The 22,623-nt window shown below is 64.2% G+C and carries 16 protein-coding genes and 1 pseudogene; 9 read left to right on the plus strand and 8 right to left on the minus strand.

Going from position 1 to position 22,623, the window contains the following annotated elements; genetic code table 11:
* A partial coding sequence (locus RHODMAR_RS12160; protein WP_008714931.1) for an ADP-ribosylglycohydrolase family protein occupies positions 1-348 on the plus strand: 348 nt, incomplete at its 5' end.
* Complete coding sequence (locus tag RHODMAR_RS12165; RefSeq protein ID WP_042938941.1) at positions 345-854, plus strand: O-acetyl-ADP-ribose deacetylase; 510 nt, start codon at positions 345-347, stop codon at positions 852-854. The genes RHODMAR_RS12160 and RHODMAR_RS12165, both read left to right, overlap by 4 nt.
* Before the next feature lie 335 nt (positions 855-1,189).
* Here the strand turns inward: RHODMAR_RS12165 and RHODMAR_RS27000 are convergent, their stop codons facing one another.
* The gene (locus RHODMAR_RS27000) at positions 1,190-1,723 is read right to left on the minus strand and encodes a GNAT family N-acetyltransferase (RefSeq protein ID WP_008714935.1); all 534 of its coding nucleotides are present in this window, start codon (positions 1,721-1,723) and stop codon (positions 1,190-1,192) included.
* Positions 1,724-1,752: 29 nt separating this feature from the next.
* Between RHODMAR_RS27000 and RHODMAR_RS12175 the strand changes: the two genes are divergently transcribed.
* Positions 1,753-2,127, plus strand: a complete 375-nt coding sequence (locus RHODMAR_RS12175) for a macro domain-containing protein (RefSeq protein WP_232433641.1) — start codon at positions 1,753-1,755, stop codon at positions 2,125-2,127.
* Between the two features lie 6 nt (positions 2,128-2,133).
* Here the strand turns inward: RHODMAR_RS12175 and RHODMAR_RS12180 are convergent, their stop codons facing one another.
* Complete coding sequence (locus tag RHODMAR_RS12180) at positions 2,134-2,817, minus strand: excalibur calcium-binding domain-containing protein (RefSeq protein WP_008714937.1); 684 nt, start codon at positions 2,815-2,817, stop codon at positions 2,134-2,136.
* Between the two features lie 357 nt (positions 2,818-3,174).
* On the opposite strand from RHODMAR_RS12180, the gene recC reads away from it, so the two are divergent.
* Genes recC through recD form a run of 3 tightly spaced genes read left to right on the plus strand, consistent with a single transcriptional unit; the run spans position 3,175 to position 11,668 of the window.
* Positions 3,175-6,456 carry an exodeoxyribonuclease V subunit gamma gene (gene recC, locus RHODMAR_RS12185; protein WP_008714938.1) on the plus strand — a complete coding sequence of 1,094 codons (3,282 nt, stop codon included), beginning with the start codon at positions 3,175-3,177 and terminating at the stop codon, positions 6,454-6,456.
* Complete coding sequence (locus RHODMAR_RS12190; protein ID WP_008714939.1) at positions 6,453-9,809, plus strand: UvrD-helicase domain-containing protein; 3,357 nt, start codon at positions 6,453-6,455, stop codon at positions 9,807-9,809. Before recC ends, RHODMAR_RS12190 begins: the two co-directional genes overlap by 4 nt.
* Positions 9,806-11,668 carry an exodeoxyribonuclease V subunit alpha gene (gene recD, locus RHODMAR_RS12195; protein ID WP_008714940.1) on the plus strand — a complete coding sequence of 621 codons (1,863 nt, stop codon included), beginning with the start codon at positions 9,806-9,808 and terminating at the stop codon, positions 11,666-11,668. The genes RHODMAR_RS12190 and recD overlap by 4 nt, the downstream gene beginning before the upstream one ends.
* Positions 11,669-11,672: 4 nt before the next feature.
* Here recD and RHODMAR_RS12200 read toward each other — a convergent pair whose 3' ends face one another.
* From RHODMAR_RS12200 to RHODMAR_RS12215, 4 genes and pseudogenes are all read right to left on the minus strand, one after another.
* Positions 11,673-12,494 carry a TY-Chap domain-containing protein gene (locus RHODMAR_RS12200; RefSeq protein WP_008714941.1) on the minus strand — a complete coding sequence of 274 codons (822 nt, stop codon included), beginning with the start codon at positions 12,492-12,494 and terminating at the stop codon, positions 11,673-11,675.
* Positions 12,495-12,573: 79 nt separating this feature from the next.
* Positions 12,574-13,794 (minus strand): annotated as a pseudogene (locus RHODMAR_RS12205) (sulfite reductase subunit alpha); the annotation flags it as partial.
* Between the two features lie 28 nt (positions 13,795-13,822).
* A complete protein-coding gene (locus tag RHODMAR_RS12210) occupies positions 13,823-15,274 on the minus strand; it encodes a DUF2079 domain-containing protein (RefSeq protein ID WP_008714947.1) in 1,452 nt (483 codons plus the stop codon).
* A gap of 50 nt (positions 15,275-15,324) precedes the next feature.
* Complete coding sequence (locus RHODMAR_RS12215) at positions 15,325-16,305, minus strand: GTP pyrophosphokinase (protein WP_042938943.1); 981 nt, start codon at positions 16,303-16,305, stop codon at positions 15,325-15,327.
* A 91-nt stretch (positions 16,306-16,396) separates the two neighbouring features.
* Here RHODMAR_RS12215 and RHODMAR_RS12220 point away from each other — a divergent pair, with 91 nt between their 5' ends.
* Positions 16,397-17,371, plus strand: a complete 975-nt coding sequence (locus RHODMAR_RS12220) for a sigma-70 family RNA polymerase sigma factor (RefSeq protein WP_042938945.1) — start codon at positions 16,397-16,399, stop codon at positions 17,369-17,371.
* A 146-nt stretch (positions 17,372-17,517) separates the two neighbouring features.
* On the opposite strand, the gene RHODMAR_RS12225 is transcribed toward RHODMAR_RS12220, so the two are convergent.
* Positions 17,518-17,787 carry a hypothetical protein gene (locus RHODMAR_RS12225; protein ID WP_008714953.1) on the minus strand — a complete coding sequence of 90 codons (270 nt, stop codon included), beginning with the start codon at positions 17,785-17,787 and terminating at the stop codon, positions 17,518-17,520.
* A gap of 266 nt (positions 17,788-18,053) precedes the next feature.
* Here RHODMAR_RS12225 and RHODMAR_RS12230 point away from each other — a divergent pair, with 266 nt between their 5' ends.
* Both RHODMAR_RS12230 and RHODMAR_RS12235 read left to right on the plus strand, forming a co-directional pair.
* On the plus strand, positions 18,054-19,235 hold the full coding sequence (locus tag RHODMAR_RS12230) for an NAD(P)/FAD-dependent oxidoreductase (protein WP_008714954.1): 1,182 nt from the start codon (positions 18,054-18,056) through the stop codon (positions 19,233-19,235).
* Positions 19,236-19,308: 73 nt separating this feature from the next.
* Positions 19,309-20,502, plus strand: coding sequence for a hypothetical protein (locus tag RHODMAR_RS12235; RefSeq protein WP_008714955.1), 1,194 nt, complete (start codon positions 19,309-19,311; stop codon positions 20,500-20,502).
* Positions 20,503-20,558: 56 nt separating this feature from the next.
* Here the strand turns inward: RHODMAR_RS12235 and RHODMAR_RS12240 are convergent, their stop codons facing one another.
* Positions 20,559-21,842 carry an alanine racemase gene (locus RHODMAR_RS12240; protein WP_008714956.1) on the minus strand — a complete coding sequence of 428 codons (1,284 nt, stop codon included), beginning with the start codon at positions 21,840-21,842 and terminating at the stop codon, positions 20,559-20,561.
* Between the last annotated feature and the right edge of the window lie 781 nt (positions 21,843-22,623).

The raw sequence follows: 22,623 nt of genomic DNA on the forward strand, positions 1-22,623 counted from the left end.
GACGTACGAGCGTTCTGGCGGCCGTTGATCCATGCGGCGCAGGTGGGGGAGCCCGCCGACTTTCCCCGCAACGGCTGGGTGGTGCACGCCCTGCAGACAGCGTGGTGGGCAATCCATCGTTGCCGGGACGCGGAGCGGCCACTGCCGGCCGCTCTGGAACTGTGTGTCCGCGCGGGCGGCGACACCGACACCACCGCGGCCATAGCCGGCGGACTGCTCGGAGCGCGATGGGGAGCATCGGCGGTGCCTCGCGAATGGCGCGGTGCCGTCCACGGCTACCCAGGGCTTCGCGCCGACGATCTCGATCGAATTACCTCGAACATCACTGCAGCGAAGGAACTTTCATGACAATTATCGATGTCGTCCAGGGCGATATCACGGACGTGGCAGTGGGCGCGATCGTCAATGCCGCGAACACACGACTGCTCGGCGGCGGCGGTGTGGACGGCGCGATTCACCGAGCCGGTGGGCCGACGATCCTCGCGGAATGCAAGGCGCTGCGGGCCACCACGCTGCCACACGGCCTCGATGTCGGTGCCGCCGTCGCGACGACCGCCGGCAGATTGCGAGCCGACTGCGTCATCCACACCGTCGGTCCGCGGTACTCCCCGCACGAGGACCGGTCGGAACTACTGCGTTCGTGCTACGCCCGAAGTCTTGCCCTCGCGGCATCGATGAACCTGAAATCCATCGCCTTTCCACTGATCTCCGGCGGGTCCTACGGATGGCCGATGCACGATGCAGTCACCCAGCAAGTGGTGGCCGTGAAAGCCGCGCGGCCGTCGGTCGAGCTCGTCATGCTGGTCGCCTACTCGCGCGAGAGTGCCGACCTGACGCGGCGGTTGGTGGGTTGACCGTGGTCAGTTCTCGCAGCCGACGCCATCGCTGTTGCCGTCTCTTTACCCACCCCCTAGAAGGGCGATATGTGGATGATAGCGCCGTACCAGGGCGAAAACTGGTTCCTCTCTACTCGGAGGAGGGTCGTCGGCGCTGGCTGATACGTGGCTTCACGACCTGTGGTTCGGCCGAGACGTCAAACTGATCAGACAGAACAACACGTCACGCAGTCCCGAACGAGACTTGCAGATCACGATTGTTCGGGTTGATCGATGTCGCACAGGCGCATCTACGTGACGGCGGTGGACGGAATCTCGAAAATCGGCCGTCCCCAACGATCAGCAGCCTCGGCTCAACCGACTCGGCCCTCGGCTGCCGGGTCGACGAACCCGAGCCGCCGGTTCATCGCGATCGCGGACGTGTTGCCTGGGTGGTGAAAGGTCACGAGCCGCTGGTAACCCGACGATCGGACAAAACGGATCGCGAGCAGTTTCAATGCCAGGGACAGGCCTTGCCCACGGTGCGATGCAAGCACACCTGTCATCTCGGAGAACGCGTAGCCCTTGTCCGGGTGCAGAGAGGTTGTGGACATCCCGATCCATGCGTCGTCACGGGTTGCGAGGACAACGCCGCTCGGGTCGAAGGTGGCCAAATCGATGCGTTCCGCGACGTATTCGTCGTATGTGTAGAACGTCCCCCGGTCGGGGATGTCGGCTGAACACGTCTTGTTGAGATGGTAAAGCGCACGCCGATGTTCAGTCGTGTCGCCGAGTTCCGCCATCGTCGTCAACCTGGTGCCCGACGTTCGTACCCGATGCAGGTACAGCTCGAACTCCGCGTCGTCGAACTTCTCCACGTCAAGTTCAAGTCGTACCCAATCCACCATGGGTGGAACTCTATCGAGGTCTTGGCGTCGTGTGTAGAGACGGCGGCCCGCCTACAGCAGCGCCCCCGCACGGCCTCGATGTCGGTGCCGCCGTCGCGACGACCGCCGGCAGATTGCGAGCCGACTGCGTCATCCACACCGTCGGTCCGCGGTACTCCCCGCACGAGGACCGGTCGGAACTACTGCGTTCGTGCTACGCCCGAAGTCTTGCCCTCGCGGCATCGATGAACTTGAAATTCATCGCCTTTCCACTGATCTCCGGCGGGTCCTACGGATGGCCGATGCACGATGCAGTCACCCAGCAAGTGGTGGCCGTGAAAGCCGCGCGGCCGTCGGTCGAGCTCGTCATGCTGGTCGCCTACTCGCGCGAGAGCGCCGACCTGACGCGGCGGTTGGTGGGTTGACCGTGGTCAGTTCTCGCAGCCGATGCCATCCCTGTCGCGGTCGAGTTTGAAGCTGTAACCAGGCTCCCCGGCGTAGATCGGGGCTGCGCCTGCTGCGCGTACGGCATCGCAATTTGCATACGAGACGGCGGATGGCACCGCGACGAACGGCGCGGGAGCGGTGTAGACGGGCTCTGGTGTGTACACCGGCTCAGGGATGTATTCGGGCTCGGGATCCGGCAGTGGGATGTAGTCCGTTGTCGCCGGCACCTCGACGACGGCGGCGACAGCTTCGGTCGTCGGGGCCACTGTGGTCGTGGTCGGTGCGGGTGTGGTTGTCGTCGGCAGCGCGGAAGGCGTCGTGACTGTCGGCAGTGCAGGCACGGCCGCGACGGGTGAGATCTGGGGAGTCTCGGGTTCGGTGGCGGTGGTCAGTCCCATGACGACGAGGGCGGGAAGGATCGCGATGGCCGGGATCGCCCAGCCTTTGCGGCCGGTTGTGGGCGACAAACGCAAATATGCGACACCCGCGCCGACCATCAGAGCGCCGACGAGTAACGCACCGAACTCGAACGACATGACTGCACCGAGCAAGAAAATGACTCCGAAAACAATCGCAGTCCAAGCGAATATCTTGCCCAGTAGGGGACGGCGAGGCGTCGTCGGTTCGGGTGTGGGGCGCTGGAAGGGGGGTGGGTAGGCGCTGGTCATAGGGGGATAGTCCTCGAATCACGAAAGGCGTCGATACGGCGGAAGGCAGGCACCGCGAGACCGGAAGCAACCACCCGTTCCATTCGGACCGGTCGGTCGCATTTCCAATCAGCATGTCGTACCGGCATCGACCGTCGTTACATTCGACGCGGCAACGCCAACCGAGTCGTCAACGTGGATCGCTACCAGGGCAAAGCGCGTGCGAGCATGGTGCACTCCTTCGGGTCGAACGGGTTCGCGGATACCGACCGACGTTCGAGGCTCAACTCGTCGCGCAGAACGTGTCGGAGGCTCGAGTAGGGTCGTCACGAGTCCGAAACCGGGCTTTCGGTCACGAGCAGGAGGGGGAACGCCACGGTGTTGACGCTCCACCGCGCCGAACGCGCAGGAACCCTCGCGGATGCACTCGCCGACGTCCTGTCCGTGCCGTTGGACGACTGCTTCGCGCCCGAGATCGTGTCGGTCCCGGCAAAGGGGGTGGAACGGTGGCTCACCCAAAGACTGTCGAGCTCCTTGGGCAGTACCGACGGTGACGGAATTGCCGCGAACATCGAGTTTCCCAGCCCAGCGAGGCTGGTCGCGCGTGCCATCGCTGCGGTCGACGACATCGACCCCGACGACGATCCATGGGCTCCGGGCCGGGTGCTCTGGACCGCACTGGGCGTCATCGACGACTGCCGCACCGAACCGTGGGCGACAGTGTTGTTCAAGCATTTGGGTGCCGGGTCCGAGGATCATCGGGCGGGACGTCGCTGGTCGACGGCAGCGCACGTGGCAGAACTGTTCCGCGCGTACGGATCTCAACGACCCCGAATGCTGCGCGATTGGTATGCCGGCCGATTCACCGACGGTCACGGCAGCGATCTCGACGACGACATGCAGTGGCAACCACGTGTGTGGAACATGGTGCGCGAGCGGATCGGCAGACCTAGCCCGGCGGAACGGCTTCCCGAGACGTGCGCCCGACTCGAGGACGCGCCGGAATCTGTAGACCTACCGAGTCGGTTGTCGGTGTTCGGTCCGACCCGACTGACGACCGACCAGCTCGACATCCTGGGGGCGCTGTCCCGGCACCGCGACGTTCACATCTGGGTGCCGCATCCGAGCCCGTCCATGTGGAACGCCCTCGTCGACACTCCTGCTGTGACGCGTCGACGAGAGGACGCGACGGCTCTGGCCGTCGAACACCCACTGTTGGCGAGTCTGTCGCGCGACGTGCGAGAGCTTCAAGCAACCACCGGTTCGGTCGCAACGCACTCCGTGCATCACGAGGGCTCTGCGTTCGCAAGCACCTTGCTCGGCCGAATCCAGCGGGACATAGCCGCCGATGTGTCGCCCACCGCCGCAACCGAATCCGAGGGCGGAACGACGGGTGCGGATGGAACAGTGCAAATCCACGCATGTCACGGGCCCGCCCGTCAGGTCGAAGTTCTGCGCGAGTCGCTGCTGCACCTGTTCAGCGACGACCCGACGCTCGAGCCACGCGACGTGCTGGTGATGTGCCCGGACGTCGAGACCTATGCGCCGTTGATCCGCGCGAACTTCGGGCAGGCCGCGCTGGTGCATCCTGGGCATCGGCTGCGAGTGCGACTTGCCGATCGGGGCCTGCGCCGTACGAACCCCGTCCTCGACGTCGTAGCCACCGTTCTCGACTTCTCCGAGGGGCGCGTGACGGCGAGTGAACTGCTGGACTTCGCTGCAACTGGCCCGGTCCGGGAGAAGTTCTCGTTCACCGACGATGATCTCGAGCGGTTACGCGAGTGGGTCACCACCTCCGGTGCCCGCTGGGGCCTGACGGTGAGGCAGCGAGAAGCATTCGGTCTGAACGGCTTTCGGCAGAACACGTTCAAGTCGGCCCTCGATCGCATTCTCCTGGGAGTAGCTGCCGACGAGACCAGGAACGAATACCTCGACCTCGCATTGCCCCTCGACGACGTCGACAGCAACGACATCGCCCTCGCCGGCCGTGTCGCCGAACTCGTCGACCGACTCGCCTCGGTGCTGCGAGCTCTTGCCGGTCCGGCATCGGTGGCCGAATGGACGCGGCAGCTCGGCCGCGCACTGGACCTGCTCGCCGACGTGCCGACAGCCGACGAATGGCAGCTGGCACAAGCGCATCGCGAGATCGCCGACGCCACCGAACACGGCGGTGAGGCCGAACTCCGACTCGCGGATGTGCGCGCGATGTTGGCCAGGAGACTGGCCGGCCGACCCACCCGAGCGAACTTCCGAACCGGCGAACTGACCGTGTGCACCATGGTTCCGATGCGATCGGTACCGCACCGAGTGGTGGTGCTACTCGGGCTCGACGACGAGGTGTTCCCGCGAGTGGGCAGTATCGACGGAGACGACATCCTCGCCCGCGACCCGGCCCTCGGCGAACGAGACATCCGCAGCGAGGATCGGCAATTGCTCCTCGACGCAGTGATGTCCGCCGAGGAGAAGCTACTGCTGTTCTACACCGGAGCCGACCCCGTCGATGGATCGGTCAAGCCCCCGGCAATCCCGCTGCGTGAGTTGATGGACGTGCTGGAGGTGACCGCAGGCGGAAGCGTCGAACATCGGCATCCTCTGCAGCCGTTCGACCCTCACAACTTCGAAGCCGATCAGCCGTTCAGCTTCGACACGGTCGCTCTGGCCGGGGCAGTTTCCCAGCAAGCGGCAGCCCACCCCGTGCGTCCGTTCCTGGCAGCGGCCCTTCCTCCACTTCCTCCGGGGGATGTGGAACTCGCGGACCTGATCGCCTTCGTCGAGAACCCTGTGCAGGCATTTCTGCGTCAGCGGCTGGGCTTTCGAGTTCCAGATCTCGAGGACGACCTGGCCGACAGTTTGGACATCGAGCTGGACCCGTTGTCTCGGTGGAACATCGGTGATCGAATGCTGGCTGCAGTGCTCGCCGGCGGAGACATCGGAGAATTCGCCGACGCGGAATGGCGTCGAGGCACTCTCCCGCCGTTCCATCAGGGCCGACGCGAGATGTCCGACATCCGGCAGATCGTCGGGATCATCGCCGACGCGGCCGCGCCCTTCCACGCCGGCCCGGCCGAGACCACCGATGTCGCCGTCGACCTCGGCGACGGACGACGCTTGACCGGCACCGTTACCGGAATCCACGACCGCGTTCTGGCGCGCTCCTCCTACTCGCGTCTGGCCGCCAAGCATCGACTGGCGGCATGGGTGCGGTTGCTGGCAGTGGCCGCGTCCGAGCCGGGGGAGTGGAACGCCGTCACAATCGGACGGGCGAGCGGCATGCGCCCACCACGTCGATCTCGACTGACGGCTCCGCGTGATCCCGTTGCATCCTTGCGAGAGTTGGTCGAGCTACGCGATCGCGGGTTGGCGTCGCCGTTGCCGATATCGACTGGAACCGCGTCGGCATACGCCGAGAAGCGGTTCGGCGGCGGATCCATCGAGGACGGCTACGACTCCGCCACGTGGGCGTGGCGAGGGGACTTCGGCGACGGAACCGATCGATCGCTGCGGTACGTGCACGGGCCGACGCTGTCGTTCCAGGCCTTGCTGGACGCGACCTCGCTGCCCGACGAGACCGAGCCGTCGAACGAGACGAGTCGCTTCGGGATTCTCGCTCGAAAGCTCTGGGACCCGTTGCTGGCCGCCGAGAACATGGGGAACGCATGAACGCCGCACGCGGATTCGATCTGCTCGGTCCGATGCCGACCGGAACCACCGTGCTCGAAGCCAGTGCCGGCACCGGCAAGACCTACGCGATCGTCGGCTTGGCCGCGCGCTATATCGCCGAGGGCATCGCCGAGATCTCCGATCTGCTTCTGGTGACGTTCAGTCGGGCCGCAACCCAGGAATTGCGCGATCGCACCCGCAGCAGATTCGCCTCGATCGCCCGGCACCTGGCCGACCCGGAAACTGCTCGTGCAGAACGTGATCCACTCGTGGCATTTCTTGCCTCGGCCGACGATGCCGAGGTGGACCGCCGTCGTGGACGACTGCGCAAGGCGCTCTCGGACTTCGATGCCGGCACCATCGTCACCACCCACAGCTTCTGTCAGCGGATGCTCGACGGGCTCGGTATCGCGGGGGAGCGTGAACCGGAATCGACGTTCGTCGAATCGGTGACCGATCTACTGGAACAGGTCGTCGACGATCTGTACCTGCAGATGTTCAGCGGCGACGACGAGGCTCCGGCATTCAGCAGAAAGGATGCGCAGCAGCTGGCGCTGGCGGCGGTCGGCGACCAACAGTCGATCCTGCACCCCGACACCGAGAACCTCGACGGGGATGACGGTAGCCGCGAGTCCGCACTGCGCGTGCGGTTCGCACGGGAAGCGCGACGGGAAATAGAGCGTCGTAAACGCCTGCTCGGAGTTCGTGACTACAACGATCTACTCGGACTACTACATTCTGTGTTGTCCGACCCCGTGCACGGCGAAGCCGCCTGTGCCCGTGTGCGAGACCGATTCCGCGTGGTGTTGATCGACGAGTTCCAGGACACGGACCCGATGCAGTGGGACATTCTGTGGCGGGCGTTTCACGGATCCACGACGCTCATTCTCGTCGGCGATCCGAAGCAGGCCATCTACGCGTTCCGCGGTGCCGAGGTGCTCAGCTACCTCGACGCTGTGGAATCCGCGGACCATCTGTACGAGCTCACAGCCAACTGGCGCAGTGACTCGGGGCTGCTGGACGCACTGCATCATCTGTACGGCGGTGCGGCCCTCGGGCACGACGACATCGTGGTCCACAGGGTCGAGGCCCGGAACCCAGTATCCAGGATGGTGGGGAATCCTCCGCTGCGGCTGCGGTATCTTCCGCGAACCGGTGCAGGTCCACTCCGGCAAGGCTTTCCGGCAGTCGATCGACTCCGATCCAGAGTCGCGGCCGACGTCGCGGCGGACGTCGTCGAGCTGCTGTCCAGAGATACCGTGATCGACCGTCCCGACGGGTCCCGCGCGATCGAACCGCGAGACATCGCCGTCTTGACCCGAACGACCAAGCAGGTTGCGCTGATTCGGGATGCACTCGATGCAGTGAGCGTGCCGTCTGTCGTATCGAGCAGCACCAGTGTGTTCGGTACTGACAGTGCCCGACACTGGTTGTGGCTGCTGCAGGCGATCGAGCAACCGCATCGCTCCGATCGCGTTCGCCTCGCCGCACTCACTCCACTCCTCGGTTGGACTGCCGCCCAGCTCGACGCCGGAGCCGAGGACACCCTGTCCCAGGTCAGCAGCCAACTGCGTGAGTACTCGGTCCTCTTCGACCAGGCCGGTTTCGCGGCAGTCTTCGAGCGGGTGTCGGCCCAGTCCGGACTCGACGCCCGGCTGCTCGCAATCGAAGCAGGCGAGCGCACCATGACCGATCTACGGCACATCGCCCAATTGCTCAATCGGGCCGCCGTATCCGAATCTTTCGGGATCACCGCCCTCACCCGCTGGCTGACCGACCGCATCAAGGAACCGGCTGCCGGCGGATCCACCGACCGCAGTCGTCGACTCGACAGCGATTCGGCTGCAGTGCAGATCATGACGACACACGGCAGCAAAGGGCTCGAATTTCCCGTCGTCTATCTGCCGTACGCCTGGGACACGTTGTACTTCAGCAAGCCCTCGACGTTGTTGCTGCACGAGAACGGACACCGCATCCGAGACGTCGGCGGACCGTCCGGAGTGGGTTACGCAGCCAGAAAGATCATCAGCGATCAGGAAGAAGCGGGGGAGGAACTGCGACTGCTGTACGTCGGTCTCACCCGTGCCGAAAGCCAGATCGTGCTGTGGTGGGCACCGGGGCGAAACACGGCGACGTCCTCGCTCCACCGGATGCTGTTCGGCCGCATACCCGGGATTCCGCAACCGGAGCCTTCCTCCAAGGTTCTCGACGATGCGACCACCGCGAACCGGCTGCAATCCTGGGTCGGGTCGGCTGCCGACCTCATCTCGGTCGAACCGGTGGGGCCCAGTGCGCCGTCCTCAGAGCACTGGATCCGACCGGAGGAGGCACACCTCGATGTGGCCGCCGCGCGGTTCGATCGAACCCTGGACCTGCTGTGGCGTCGAACGTCGTACTCCGCGTTGACAGCTCACGCCCACGACGGCACACCGGTCCAGCCGGAGGTAGGGGTGACCAGCGAGGCCGAACATCCCGAGAAGACGGACGAGCCTGCCGAACCGTCGGTGGGCAGCGAGTACACCAGCCTGGTGGAGAGCGACAATGTCGACGAGCAACTGGAGGGGATCGCGTCCCCGATGAACGGAATGCCGGCCGGCGCGGCATTCGGAACGCTCGTACACGAGGCGCTCGAGCACGTCGACGCGTCCACTCCGGATCTGCTCGCCGAACTCGAACGGCGTTGCACCGCGGCGGTCGCCTCACGGATGGCAGAGGTCGATCCGGTGGCGTTGGCCGCGGCCCTGCTGCCGGTGATGCAGACGCCCTTGGGTTTCGGGACTCTGGCCGACATCGCACCGTCCGACCATCTCGCGGAGCTGGACTTCGAGCTCCCCCTGGCCGGAGGGGACGACCCGGTGGCGGCGACGGTCACCCTGAAATCCGTTGCGCGCCTGCTGAGGCGTCATCTCGATGCAGGCGACGTGCTCGAGTCCTATCCCGACCTGCTCGACGGTATCGAGTCGACACCCCTGCGCGGCTTTCTCACGGGAAGTATCGACTCGGTTCTCCGCGTCCCCGGACCGCGCTACATCGTCGTGGATTACAAGACCAACCGGCTCGCCCGCGGGGATCTCACCACCGGTAATTTCACCCGCGAGAAGATGGCTCAGGAAATGATGCGCTCGCACTACCCGTTGCAGGCAATCCTCTATGCCGTTGCGCTGCATCGGTATCTGCGGTGGCGTCAACCGGACTACGACCCGCGGCTACACCTCGGCGGCATTCGATACCTGTTCGTCCGGGGCATGGTGGGAGCGCAGACTCCAGCCGGGTGCGGGGTGTTCGACTGGGATCCGCCCGCGGCTCTGGTGATCGAGCTCTCGGACCTACTCGCCGGGAAGGTCACTCGATGACGAGCGTCTCGACTGCGCTGCGCGGCAGCGGAATTCTGCGCACCTTCAACGATGCAGGTGTGCTGTCGGCTGCCGACGTGCATGTGGCGTTGCGTCTGGGCGCGCTTGCCGGGGAGTCGTCCGAGCACGTACTGCTGGCCGCTGCCCTGACGGTGCGCGCGGTGCGATCCGGTTCGGTGTGCCTCGATCTGCGACGACTGCGAGATGTGACGGTCGACGAGGATTCCGACGTCGATCCCAGCGCACTTCCCTGGCCCGAGCTGACCGAGGTCCTCGGTGCGCTGACCATCAGCCCGCTTGTGGTCGGCAGCGCGAACGGACCGTTGACGCCGCTGAAGCTGGTGGACACCGACCAGGGTGAGCTGCTGTACCTGGACCGATACCATCTGCAGGAGAGCACAGTTCGCGATGTCCTCGAACAGCGGTCGCAGTCCCACCCGAATTCCGATGCAGCCCAAGTCAGCGGCGCTTTGGCCGAGCTGTTCGTCGACGAATCGGGAGCACCGACGGCCGCTCCCGATCGCCAACGCATAGCCGCAGCTCTGGCGGCGACGCAATGGACGACAGTCATCGCAGGCGGGCCGGGAACCGGCAAAACCCATACGGTTGCTCGAATTCTGGCGCTGCTGGTCCGTGAACACGGGAGCGATCTGCGTATCGGATTGGCCGCACCCACAGGCAAGGCCGCAGCCAGATTGCAAGAGTCGGTGTCCGAACAGGCCGCACTGCTCGGACTTCCAGTGGATCTGAAGGCGATGACGCTGCACCGGCTTCTGGGCTGGAAGCCCGGCAGCAAGACGAGGTTTCGGCACGACGCCGAGAATCGCTTGCCGTACGACGTCATCGTCGTGGACGAGACCTCGATGGTGTCGTTGACGATGATGTGTCGACTGCTCGAAGCCGTTCGCCCCGAATCACGATTGATCCTGGTCGGTGACCCGGATCAGTTGACGTCTGTCGATGCAGGCGCGGTGCTGGCAGATCTCGTGGCGCGGCCGGTCACCGGCATCGAGAACCCAGTGCTGGCACAGCTCGTCGCCGACGATTTCGCCGCCGCCGAGGATCCGGCCGAGGCCGCTCTGAGCCCATTCGAGCGAGAACGCCTGAGCGGCGGCGTTGTTCGACTCAGTCGTGGCAGACGGTTCGGCGGTGCCATCGCGCGCTTGGCCGTGGCCGTGCGAGACGGGCGGGCCGACGAGGTGATGGCGCTGCTCGAGTCCGGCGCGCAAGAGATCTCCTTCCATGGTCCCGACGACATGGATGCGCTCCGCTCCGACGTGATCGACACCGCCGCCGAGGTCACCGCCGCCGCCGAACGCGGGGATGCCACTGCGGCACTGCTCGGGCTGGAGAAGCACAGGCTGCTGTGCGCGCACCGTGAGGGCCGATGGGGCGTCTCGCGGTGGGATCGGCAGGCGATGGAGTGGGTCGGAGAGGGGAGCGGAACGTTTCTCGACCCGTCGCTGTGGTACCCCGGTCAGCCGCTGTTGGTGACGGCAAACGATCACGAAGCGCGGATCTACAACGGGGATACCGGTGTTGTGGTGTTGGGAGACAATGGAACTCCGATGGCTGCCTTCGCCCGCGGGCGTGGACACGTGCTGATCCACCCCAACGTGCTCTCCTCGGTGCACACCGTCTACGCGATGACGATCCACCGCAGTCAGGGCAGTCAGTACGACACGGTTTCGGTGCTTCTCCCCGCCGAAGCATCGACACTGCTGACCCGAGAATTGTTGTACACGGCTATCACACGCGCACGATCGCACGTGCGGGTAATCGGTACCGAGGAAGCAATCCGCGCCGGCGTCGAGCGTCAGGTATTGCGGGCGAGCGGTCTGCGCCGAAAGGTCCTGTAGCTCGTCAGCTACACGCGTGCCGGTCCGCATCCATCGCGGCGTCGATGCTGCGTGCGACCGAGCGCCAGGTCCGGGCCAGGTTGATCCACACAGCGGCAGAGTCGTCTCGACCGGCGTCGGCGGTGCGGCGAGCTCGGCCGGCGGCCGCACGATGCAGCGTCACGGCACGGGCGAACAGATCGTGAAGGTCGCTGCGGGTGCACACGGATCTCACGGTGTGCGCATCGACCCGTCTACCGATCAACTGACACAACGCCTGCAGCGACCGCAGCTCGGCGGGAACGTCGGTAGTTGTCTCCGGACGTGCCTCGTCCGGGCCGACTGCGGCCGTCCGGCCGTCGAACCCACGTTGCAGGTCCACCGGACCCGTCGACGAGCCGTCGGCCGCGACGCCCCAAACACTGAGGAACGAGGGGTGCGGAACGTTCCAGATCTCGCGAAACGCGAGCGTGATCATCTCCGCGACGAGTCCGGCGTCGGATCTCGTGTCGGTTCGCGTGAGATCGATGACCGATCCGTCGGCGACCGGCTTGCCGCGATCGAGCCAACCGAAATCGAGTAAGTGGACGTCCATGGCAGTTGCGTCCGGAGCATCCGGGTACAGCAGCGACGGAATTGCCGCGACCGTGACCAGATTACCGGCGTCTGCCGCCGCCACATCGATGTACGGGCGCAAGCCGCGCTCGCCGGGGCTGGCCTGGGCGGCGGTGACCGTGATGTAGTCCCGTCTGGGCAGGGACCGAATACATGCGTGGAGATTCGCGGTGAACGTCGCCCACGCGTGTGCCGTGGTGGAATCGAAATGGCCGTTCTGCAGTGCGTTCACGGTGCGAACCCTCTTCTCGGACGAGAACTGATGCCTGTGAATCAGACGGTAGCGAGGGGGTCCGACAAGAACGCGTGGGTCAGTAGACGTCCCGCAGGTAGCGCTTGGATCGCTTGAGTTCGTTGACGTAATCCTCGGCGGCATCGGGGGAGTGGCCGCCGTGCTCGGCGACGATTTCGTGCAGTGCTTCGTCGACGCTTTTGGCCATTCGAGCCGCATCACCGCAGACGTAGAGATGTGCACCTGCTTCGAGCCAGCCGTACAACTGCTGTCCCGACTCACGCATGCGGTGCTGCACGTAGATCTTCTCGTGCTGGTCTCGGGAGAAAGCGAGATCGAGTCGGGTCAGCAAACCGTCCCGCTCGAATTCGGCGAGCTCGTCCGCGTAGAGGAAATCGGTGGACCGGTGCTGGTCCCCGAAGAACAACCAATTGTCTCCCGTCGCGCCGCGCGCGCGACGCTCGTGCAGGAACGCTCGAAACGGTGCTACTCCGGTTCCGGGCCCGATCATGATGATGGGTGTGTCGTCGGACGGAAGTCGGAACGACTTGTTGGGCGACAGAAACACACCTGCCTCGTTCCCGTCGCCGACTCTGTCGGCGAGGTACGTCGAGCAGACGCCGCCGCGGTCACGCTCGGCCGATCGATATCGGACGGTGGACACGGTCAGGTGCACGGTGCCTTCGTGCGCTGTCGGTGACGACGAGATCGAGTACACGCGATGTTGGAGCGGACGAAGCAAGCCGAGGAATTCGGCTGGATCGAGAGTCGACGACCGATCGAGATCGAGAACATCCACGACATCGCGACCCCAGATCCAGGCATCGAACGACGCCCGGTCGCCGTTCTGGAGAACGTGGTCGAGTTCGGCATCGCCCGCGTGTTCGGCCACGGCCTCGATCAGGTCCATGGACGGGATACCGATCTCGTACTCCGTGGTCAGTGCTTGTTCGAGGGTGATCTCACCGGCCTTGGTGTGAACGGCTATGTCGGCGGGCACTCCGAGACGCTCGATGACGGCCGATACCAGAACCGCATCGTTGACGGGTCTGACACCGAATCCGTCGCCGGCCTCGTAGGAGATGCCGCTATCGTCCAGTGCAATCTCGAAGTGCCGAACTTCTTTGGCCGAGGCGGGACCGGACAGGCACCGGTTGCTCAGAACCTGCGCGCGGTAGGGGTTCTTTCGATTCCACGGTGAGCGCTTCGATGCGGTCTTGGTGGCGCCGAGATCGCCGGTTCGAGCGTCGATGTCCTGTACCTGCCTTGCAGTAGTTATCGCGGTGTATCCGGTGGGGTCCGTGTCACCGAACCCTAATCGCACGAACTCACTCGCGGTGCAGGACCTCGATACCGTCGACGGCGTAGACGACGTCGTATCCACTCGACAGCGCCCGGTCGATCGCCTGGCGATCGCCGCTCTCGTCTGCGGGCCAGCCCGCAGGCCGTTCGCGGTTGACGACGATCCAGTCCGGAACAGTTGAATCGGTGGCGCGCTGCGGAAACACCGACACGTCGTGATCGGCGACCATCTGGGCTACGAGATTGTTCGACGCCGCGACTCGATCACCGGTGGGAATCCACTGCGAGATATCCCGAGCTGTTGCGGCTTGCGGATCGATCGTCCACTCCTGCGCGTGCACGATGCGTGCCATCGGCAGAAACGGCAAGGCGACGAGTGCGAACGCTGCCACGAATGCGACGATCAGCTTCCTGCCGCGGTCGGTGAGCTGGCCGTGCCGACGGCTACGAACCAACGCGTCGAGCAAAGCGACGAACACGATGACCATCAATATCGCGTTGTAGTGGTAGATCGGCTTCCAGAAGTTGGAGTTGTCGCTGACGAAGCGCCAGGCGATCGTCGGGGCCGCGATCAGCAACAGAGGGGAGCGCAAGGCGAAGAAGCCCGTGACCGCGAGCAACAGGAAGGCGGTGGCTGCCCGGGAATCGCCGGCAACCAGGCCGTGCGCGGTGTCGGCGATGCCTTCACTCAGCGGAGGCAGCTTCGACCCCTGGTCGTACGAGTCGTCGGAGCTCAGCGCCGGAATGATGACCTTGACGGCGAGAATGACCCAGGTCAGGCCCCACACTGAAGTCAGCGCGCCGAGTACGCGTGTTCTTCCGCTCGCCCATAACGCCACCAGGGCGCCGATCACGACGACCGTCAGACCCATGTCCTCTTTGACGAACACCAGCGGCAGAGCCCACGCCAGTGCCGGCAGCCAGCGCTCACGAACCAGCGCGACCATGGACATGGCCAGCAAGGGCATCGCGAATGCCACTTCGTGGAAGTCGAAGTTCAGCGCGGCCTGAACACCCCAGGACAGCCCGAACGCCGCGGCGATCACGACACCGACCACCGTGCCGAACTTCTGCACCGCCAGCCGGCTGATCGGGATCACGGCGAGCGCGAACAACACGGCCTGCGCGATCAGCAACGTCTCGGCGTGCGGAAACACCCGATAGACGGGACCCAGCAGGGCGGTGATGGGGGAGAAATGATCGCCGAGCGTGTTGTACCCGGTGCCCAGCAGGTCGGAGGTCGGCGCGCGAAACTGCGAGTACGACGCGACCTGCTGAACGAATATGCCCAGATCGAAGCCGGAAGTACGGAGCTGACGATGGCCGAGCACGGACATCGCGGCGTACAGGGGTGCCAACACGACGAACGCGAGTGCAGGCACGATCGTGTCGGCAGTACGAATCCTGTTACGCCAGTCGAGGGACGCGGTGTCGAGCTCGGCGTCGGCGACGACCGTGGGCTTGTCGATAGTGGTCACGATAACGGAGTTTTACAGCACGGACGTGAGATGTTCCTGAGAACCGCAGGTCAGCGCTTGCGCTTTTTCGCGGGCTTGAGACGGGGCGGCCGCGAGGTCAGGTGGTAGTACAGAGCGTCCTCGGAATCCTCGACCACGACGTCGATGTAGTCCCCCACTTCGAGATAGTCGTTGACGGCGATTCGGTCGGTGGAGCCGATGACGGCTTTCACCGAGCGAGCAGGTACGAGCCCCCGACGACCGTCCGGTCCGACCGCCAGCGCGTACCGAGGACCGGTGCGAGTGACCCGAGCGTGAATGAAGTCCGGATCCTTCGGGATGGGGTCGGCGGAGAGCACGTTGCCCTCCTTGGACGCAGCCGTCAGTGAATCGAGTTGGGCGGCGAGATCGTCGGCCATTGCGTCCACCTGATCGAGCAGGTGCGCCATGTGCGCGGCGTAATCGGTGTGCTTCTTGGTCGGCTTGAGCGCCTCACCGGGTTTGTACATGTCCTCGTGGGTCAGCTCGCCCCAGGCGTCCTGCAGTCGTGTCTTGACCTGAACTTCCACTTTCACATCGAGGTCGCCCTGATGCGTCGCCACTCGGACCACCAGTACAGCGTGATACGCGCGGTAGCCGCTGGGCTTGGGAAAGGCTACGTAGTCGGTAGGTGGTTGCGCGAACCGCACGGAACATTCCGGGTCGTTGCAGGCACGCTCGAGCGCAGCGACGAACGTCAATTGATCGCGAGGGGTCTTGCCCAGGACCTTGACCCCGACGAGATCCGGCAGCGCCTCGGCAACGGCATCTGCGTCGGTGGGCTCGGTGATGCGGCCCTCGGAGACGTAGCGGCGGAGTTTGTCGGCGGATCTTCCCGGGTCCTTGATGCGTGCGGTCTGCGCGTTCAGTCGGTCTCGATCGACGTCTTCGAGAATTTCATCGGCGATGGTCTCGAGGAAGTTCTGCGCGGTGACGAGAGCGGCCTCCCACGCCCGACGACGCTGCAGGTACAGCTCCTCGACCAAGTCGTCGATGCTCGTTGGCGATGTCACGAAGCCGAGGTTAACCCAGATGCGCGGGCAAACCTTTCTGCGGCGCGCGTTCGAGCTGTGGCGCATCTGCCACCGGTTTAGGCTCTACCGCATGACCGCGGCTTCCATGCAGCAGGACGACTTTCTCGCGCAATTCGATCCGTTCCGGCGCGAGTTGCTCGCGCACTGCTACCGCATGACCGGATCGATCCACGATGCCGAGGATCTGCTGCAGGAAACGTATATTCGCGCGTGGCGGGGATACGCGAAATACGAGGGCCGTTCGTCCTTGCGCACGTGGCTGTACCGAATCGCCACCAATACCTGCCTCACTGCTCTGGACGGTCGGGCAAAGCGTCCGCTGCCGACCGGCTTGGGCGCACCGAGTTCCGGCCCGACCGACGAACTCGTGCAGAACAACGAGATCCCTTGGCTCGAACCCATTGCAGATGCCGATCTGGCGGATTCGAGTGATCCCGCTGCGATAGTGGTCGCGAAGGAATCGGTGCGCCTCGCCTTCGTCGCGTCGCTGCAACATCTGTCGTCTCGGCAGCGCGCGGTGCTGTTGATGCGCGAGGTGCTGCAATGGAAAGCGTCGGAGGTCGCGGAGGTTCTCGCCACGACGACGACAGCGGTCAACAGCTTGCTGCAGCGGGCCAGAGAGCGCCTCGACGAGATCGCGCCCCATCTCGACGACGCCCAGCCCATCGAGTCCACCGAGTTGCAAGAAATACTCACGCGGTATGTCGAGTGCTTCGAGAACTACGACATCGATGGTTTGGTCACCCTGTTCACCTCGGACGCGGTGTGGGAGATGCCACCGTTCGTCGGGTGGTATCAGGGTGCAGAGACAATCGGGTCGCTCATCCGAAACAATTGTCCGGCAAACGGAGCCGGCGACATGCGGATGGTGCCCACTTCGGCAAACGGCCAACCCGCGTACGGGCTGTACATGATCAGCGAGGACGGTGTGCACCGGCCGTTTCAGCTGCACGTCCTCGACGTCGATGCCAGAGGGGTCGGACACGTGGCGTGTTTCTTCGACCTGTCGCTTTTCGATCGATTCGGCCTGCCCGACCGCCTCTGAGCAGTAGAGGTCAGCATTCCGGATCGGCCGATAGCTGCCGATCTCGAAGGCCACCCGACATTCGTGTGCATATACGACGCAACCCCGCCGAGCCAATGCTCGACGGGGTTGCGGACTGCACAGAAGATGTAAGGGGGGAGTAGGTGCTATCGGGTCATCTGCGCGAGCCGGGAAAGCATCCGCGAGAAAACGCGGCCGTCGCTGCCGAGATCACCGTACGAGTCGGCTTCACGGTCCGAGCCGTCGGCTTCGGATGTCGACGCAGCCAGGGTGCGCGCCAGCCGGGTGCGGCGCTCGATGGCGTCGAGGATGGTGGCGTCCAGCGTTGAAACTTCGTCGAAGAGCCGGTCGACGTCGGCTGCCGCAACATCGGCGGTGTCGGTGCCAATTGCCAGCGAATCGATCTGAACAGTCACATCGTCTCCTTTTGTTCGCGTCCTGAGGTGTGAGTCGTTCGGTCGGACGGAACCGTTACAGCTCGACTCGAGACAAAATGATCTTTAGTCGCTCAAACCAACATGCCCACTAGGCGGGCCTGGGCCAACCCATTCGGGGTGTGATGCTCGATACAGTCCGGTCCGTTCCTCATTTCCAGTGGGCCGAGACGAGGTTCTGCTGGGTTGCTCTCGTGGCGTTTCGGGTAGCCCCACAGGAATCACGTTGACCTCTGGAGGAGCGAACAATGCAGTACGACTACCTGATCATCGGCGGGGGAATGGTTGCCGACAGTGCGGCTCGCGGAATCCGCGAGAAAGACACCACCGGCTCCATCGGAATTCTCGGTGCGGACTCCGACGAGCCCTATGCCAGGCCCGCACTGTCCAAGAAGCTGTGGACGGATTCGGATTTCGGCCGCGATGAGGTTCCACTCGACACGGCGTCGGACACCGGCGCGCAGGTGCACACAGGAGTTCGGGTGGCGTCGGTCGACCGATCGAGCTCCTCTGTCACGACGGAATCGGGAGAGCGCCACGAGTACGGGACCTTGCTCTTCGCAACCGGTGCCGAACCGACACGACTCGAGCTAGCTCCCAGCACACGCGTGGTGTACTTCCGCACCTTTGCCGACTACCGGGCGCTGCGCGAACTGACGAAAACCGCGGAACACATCGCCGTTGTCGGCGGCGGATACATCGGCACCGAAATAGCGTCGGCTTTGTCTCTCCAAGACGTGAAAGTCACTCTCGTGACCTCCGACGACGTGCTCGGCGGGCATATGTTTCCGCCGAGCCTGGCCGCCGTCTTCGACAAAGGATTCGCCGATCACGGAGTGACCGTACGACGAGGGACGAAAGTCACCGCTGGAGTCGAGGCATCGGCGCGCGTACAACTGCAACTCGACGACGGCTCGGCCCTCGAAGCCGACGCTGTCGTGTTCGGTCTCGGCGTGCGGCCCAGCACCGAACTTGCCGAAGCTGCCGGGCTGGCCGTGGACGACGGCATCGTGGTCGACGAATTGTTGAGGACCTCGGACGAACACGTCTACGCGGCCGGTGACGTGGCGAACTACCCCGACGCGATTCTCGGTCGGCGCCGCGTCGAGCATGTGGACAACGCTACGGAGATGGGCAAAGCCGCCGGCCGCAACATGGCCGGCGCAGCCGAGCCCTACTCGTACACGCCGTACTTCTACTCCGATATTTACGACGACGGATACCAGGCGATCGGCACCATGTCGACGTCTCTGAACACCGTCGAGGATTGGAAGTCGGTCGGTAAAGAGGGCGTCGTCTACTACCTCGACGACGAGGCGATCGTCAGGGGCGTGTTGATGTGGAACGTCTGGGAAGGTCTCGACGTCGCGCGCACACTGCTTGCCGAGAAGAAGCCGCAGACCGAACAATCGCTGCGCGGACAGATCTGAACTTCTGGAACACTCGAGCGCGAGCGACCCGTCGATGAATCCAGCGGCGGTTCGGCGTGACCTAGGAGAGACGATGTCCGAGTTCGACGGCAGAGGGTCGGCCGAGCAGCGCGCCCGATTCGACGACGAGGTTCACCGCCGCTGTGCCGAATGCCGGTTGCCCGGTCATTCGGAACCGCTGTCCGACGCGGGCGCTGTCGCCATCGCGGCCGGACGGTTGGACGAGGCCACGAGAGCAGTGCTCGTCGATCGTTGGCGTGCCGGACGCACTCTGCCGTCGATCGGGGGCTTCGGCACGCTGCGACACCTGGTGGACGAACGGGATCGGTGGCTGGCCAAGGACACGACGAGCAAGCCCGGATCGTCGCTGGTGTATCGCATTCGAGTAGCCGAGTTGACCAAACGCATCAATCACCATCGCACAGCCGTGGTGATGTCGAACCGGCACTACGCGACCGGGGTACGTGCAGCACGGAAGGAACGTCGAGAGGGTGTGCATCTCGATCTCGATCAGCGGGATGCCGTCTTCGATGCTCTGATGCGGACCCCGGCACCGCAGAAGTTCGGTCCGGTTGCGGAGCGCGGCCTGTCGTTGGTGGACTCCGCTACGGACCGGGTGAACACCCTTGCGAGAAAGACTCCGGTGGCAGACCGGGTCGAGTGGGCCACCGGGGTGGTCGATCAGCTCGTCGATCGCAAAGACGACCGCTTCGCCGACCGATACGACACCCTGATGTTTCTTGCGGGCACGTCGTTCGATCGGGTACGTCGCTCACCGGCGTGGCAGTCCACCTACTTCGAGATCCAGCGCAATCAACTCGACCTGTTCGTCGAGCTCACCGAGATCTCGGTCGATGCGACGTCGCTGCGGGCAGTGGCAACCGAGTTGGACCGTATCGGTGAGACGATGGTCGATGAGGAGACCGCCGCGCAGGTCGAATCACGCCGTGGCGCTTTGGAAGTGGTGTGGACTCAGCTGACCGTCCGAGTGGCCGCACTGGTTCGGCTCGCGAATCTGGTCGAGTCCTCCGAAGGCGAGGCGCGTACCTCCGACGCCATGGCGCGTGCCCACAGTTTGGACGATCGAATCGACGATCTCGTCGGACGATCGGGTAGTCGGGAGATGTCGGCCGAGAACACGCACTTCGTCGGTGATCAGGTGCGGACGCAGTGGCGCGATCAGGTGCCGTTGCGGGCTCCTGATCGCACCACTGGCTCAGGCGATGGTCGCGAAAAGGATTCCCGCGACAGCGGAGCTGACCACTGACAGGATTGCCACGGTCCACGTCTGCACCGTCTGCCCGCCGACACCGAGCACGGGCTCTAGAAGAATGTGTGTACTAGACCGACCACTCGTGGTTCGTCGCTGTCTGCATCGTCGATGACGGGAACGAGGCGCCACTTGTCGAACGCAGTGCAAGGGTGTGACAGTCCCAGCCGCACCACTGATCCAACCGGCAGCGCCGCCGTGTCCTCGGCCGGGAGCCGAAGGAACGCATGCTGGTCGTTCAGTGCCGTTATTTCGGCGTCGGGGTCGAGAATTTCGGTACCTCGAATACATTGGGGGACAGGCATACCCTCGTCGAACGGGAAGTCGCGTTTGCCGGCGTCGAGCAATGCGAGTCCGGGTTCGGGACGAGAGACCGTCCGAGCCCATCCGTGCATCGCCGATGTCAAGGGAGCGTCGGTACGGCCGGCGGTCAGCGGCGAGATATGTGCGTAGAAACCATCGTCGTGCACCACGTAGGCCCCCGAGCGAAGAACTATGTCTGTTCGCACGCCTATGTCGGTGGCGAGTGAACCCAACCGCTCCACGACGAGATCCTGATAGGCGCTACCACCTGCAGTCACGATTGCATGCTCGCTGTACAGCCCCTCGGCGTCGAGTACGTGATGAAGGTCGGCAAGTTTGTCGAGGTAGGTTCGCACTGCCTGGAGGCCGCTGTCGGACCGGTCGTGGCTCAGGGCCCCCTCGTAGCCGCCGACGCCCGCAAGGGTCAGTCGTGACGACGCGTCGATAGAACGCGCCACCTCGGTTGCTTCGTCGATCGTGCGGGCGCCGGTTCGGCCGTGGTGACCACCGAGTTCGACGACGACCGCTATCGGGCGCTTCCCCCGCGTCGCGAGAATGCGGTCCATCTCGCATACGGTGGCGACGCTGTCTGCCCAGCAATAGAACTCGAAGCTGGGGTGCGAATCGAGTTCGTCCGCAATCCATGTCAACGCGACAGGGTCGACCTCGGCGTTGGCGAGGAGTATTCGTTCGACCCCGAATGCGCGCGCCGCCTGAACCTGCCATCCGGTGGCAAGGGTGATTGCCCAGCTGCCTGCATCGAGCTGTTGCTTCCACAGCTGAGGGGCCATCGACGTTTTGCCGTGGGGTGCGAGCAACAGACCTGCGCGAGCTGTCCAGTCGGCCATGACCGAGATGTTCGACGCGATGCGCGCTCGATCGAGGGTGAGTACCGGCGTCGTGAATTCGGAGAGTCGCGGAGATGTGGCGAGAAAGCTCTCGACCGTGTGGCCCCACGAGCTGGGCGGCAGTGCTTTGTGTTGGGGCCCGAGGGTTCGCTGATCAAGCCCCTCGACGGCATCCGCGTCGATCACGTTCGTCTCCTTGGTATCGGAAGAACTTCGACTGAGTAGCTGTCTCGTACAGCAGTAGTTGCGCACTGTGTCATTGCTGTGCAGTCTGCGGCGAGATCGAATCTTCCCGCAACAGTTCGAGGAGATCGACATCGGAGCGCCACGAGCGGTGTGTGTTGTCGAAGAGATGGGTGCGAGAGATGTTTACCCGGGGAAATACCTGACACGTTTGCTCTTGGCAGGAGGGCCGTTCGAACGTGTTCGGTTCGGTCATCTGTGCGCTGCAGGTCCCCTCACCGCTCACAGCGATGTCGACTCGGTTCTACCCACCACCGACAAGTAGTGGCAACGCTTCCCGAAGTCCAACGGGCCGTCGCTGCGACTTGCGAGGTATTGGGCCGGCAGCCGCACGCAGTTCTCCCGGTCATGAACGATGTCTATGGGGAACTCGTCGCGGCGCATACATTCGGGCAAGGTCCCACCGAGTCGTACGACAGTGGTGACGGGACTGCCGAGGACGGATACGTTGGTCGAGATCGATGCGGTCGTAAGCGTCCGATCGAGCCCGAGCGGCTGTTGTTCACACAGAAATTACATCTGACCAGGCGATTTGCGTAAGCGTTGGTCTTCGCGTAACTTTTGTCGAGTCAGAGCGACACGGACACCGACCCGGTCTTCACGGACTGGGACAACGAGGTTGTACGGAGTATGCACTGAACCACCCAGGCAAGACTCGGAAGAGTGAGTCATGTCTGGGATACGAGCGTGTAAGCCCCGAAGCTACTGTGCAAGCGGTCGCAAC

The sequence above is a fragment of the Rhodococcus sp. AW25M09 genome (assembly GCF_000333955.1).
Taxonomy (GTDB): Bacteria; Actinomycetota; Actinomycetes; order Mycobacteriales; family Mycobacteriaceae; genus Rhodococcoides.